Below are 1,758 nucleotides of genomic sequence, written 5' to 3'. Positions count from 1 at the left end.
CAAGAAATGGACCATGCCGATCCAGAATTGGAAGCTTGCTCTAAATCGCTTTATTATCGAGTTCGGTGATCGCCTGAACGGTCACCTGTAATGGAGTGGGCAGTTACACAGAATCATTTACAGGCTCTCCCAACCCGAATGGGAGCTGGGCTACCCTAGTCTGCCGTCACATCCTCCTCTTCTTCCCGATCCTCCCTGCCTTGGATTGGTCTCTCCGGCCGGGCAAAACCCTGCTCGGCCATGCAGCTCTCAAACGCGGTATCCCCCGGTTTGCCACTCTCCCTGCAGCTGTCCAAGGCCGCCTTCATCTCGGCCGACATCTCGCGAGGAGGCTTGGGCGGGGTGCGACTGTCCTGATCGGCCGCCATGGCGGTGCAGGCAACGAGGGATAACAACAGGGGCAAAACAATCTTCATGGCATGACTCCGTGCAATGTGTGACATCTGCCGCGAAGGGCTGTGATGACCCGGCAGATCGGGCGATTCATGCTAGCGAAGAATCCAGGGGATGAGGGTCAAGGCGGGGTAAAAGGAGTGTTGGTACAACGTAAAAACAGCAGGCAGGCCCCATGCGGTGCCTGCCTGCCACCAACACCCCTTACATGGCGTTGGTGGATTCGAAGATCTTGTCGGCGGAGGCCTCGACAAAACCCGGGTAGAGGCTGCCGTCAGCCTGGGGATAGCGCAGGGCAAACTCGTAGAAGCAGCTCGGGATCTGCGCCACGCCATCGCTGAAGGGCACATTTGCCTTGTCCGCCATGGTGGAGGATTGCTCCAGCATCACCTGGGGATCCCCCTTCACCTCGCCGCCGGCGGTATTGAGCACGAAGCCAGCCGCCTTCAGGGCCTCATTGACCGACTGTATGGTGTCATAGCCGGCCAGGCGGTTGATGCTGACGGTGAAATGGTTGGCACGATAACCCCAGGCCGCCATCCAGGCCGCATACTCGCTCTCGGCGAGCAGGGTCTGGTAATCGCTGCCGGAAACCTGCCAGGGCGCGCCCGCATAGAGGAAGGCGCTGGTATCGGTCAGGTGGGTCGGCACCTGGGCAACCAACTTGTGGATGATGGCCTGGGCAGCATCCGAGAGCTCCTCCACCTTCAACTCGCTGATGAACACCTTGGGCGCGTCCGGATCGGCATGCTCGAAGTGCTTGGCGTAGAGCTTCTTCGCCTTGAACACATACTCGTCCTTCTCCTCGTAGCCGAGCGCCCGAAAGTGGGCAGCCAGCGTCTCAAGACCCACCTGGGGCAGGTTGAAGGTGCGAAATGCCACGTGGTCGTTGACGATGGGCTCACCGCCCCCCAGCAGTTGGTGGACCTTGAGGGCACTCGGGGTGACTTGAATGTAGTTATCCCACAGATGACCGAACAGGGTTTCGATATCCTTTTGCATCTCTCTTTCCTTTGCTCGCGGGTACAGACAAGGGCACCCGTCTGGTGCCCTTTCGTTGTTGTTATCAGCCGTGCGGATCAGAGGAGGGCGGCTCCGCCCGCGCTTTGATCGAGGCGACCGGGGAGATGATGCAGCCTGCGGCGTTGGCCCTCTCCTGCTGCATCAATCACCTCAGTCTCGATTAGAAGGTCAGACCGGGGGACAGCTGATCCGGCATGGCGGCCTTGCTGTCTTCCACCGAGGCGACCGGATATATGACACAGTAGTCATCGGCATTGAGCCATCTCTTCTTCATCGATATCTCCATGAACGATTAAAACGTCAAACCCGGGGACAGCTGCTCCGGCATGGCGGCCTTGCTGT

At 59.3% G+C, this 1,758-nt stretch carries 2 protein-coding genes; both read right to left on the bottom strand.

Features of this window, described 5'->3' with window-relative positions:
* Positions 1 to 155 precede the first annotated feature (155 nt).
* Positions 156 to 416 carry a hypothetical protein gene (locus ACLHZ1_RS20425; protein ID WP_427263519.1) on the bottom strand — a complete coding sequence of 87 codons (261 nt, stop codon included), beginning with the start codon at positions 414 to 416 and terminating at the stop codon, positions 156 to 158.
* Between the two features lie 181 nt (positions 417 to 597).
* The gene (locus tag ACLHZ1_RS20420) at positions 598 to 1,395 is read right to left on the bottom strand and encodes a DUF1338 domain-containing protein (RefSeq protein ID WP_427263518.1); all 798 of its coding nucleotides are present in this window, start codon (positions 1,393 to 1,395) and stop codon (positions 598 to 600) included.
* Between the last annotated feature and the right edge of the window lie 363 nt (positions 1,396 to 1,758).

Source organism: Aeromonas sobria (genome assembly GCF_050266975.1).
Taxonomy (GTDB): domain Bacteria; phylum Pseudomonadota; class Gammaproteobacteria; order Enterobacterales; family Aeromonadaceae; genus Aeromonas; species Aeromonas sobria_B.
Note: the sequence above shows the minus strand (reverse complement) of the source record. Positions and strands in the feature narration are given on the sequence as shown.

What these genes read in the sequence shown, in the direction of transcription:
- ACLHZ1_RS20425 (WP_427263519.1), bottom strand. Translation starts at nt 416, where the DNA reads ATGAAGATTGTTTTGCCCCTGTTGTTATCCCTCGTTGCCTGCACCGCC.
- ACLHZ1_RS20420 (WP_427263518.1), bottom strand. Translation starts at nt 1,395, where the DNA reads ATGCAAAAGGATATCGAAACCCTGTTCGGTCATCTGTGGGATAACTAC.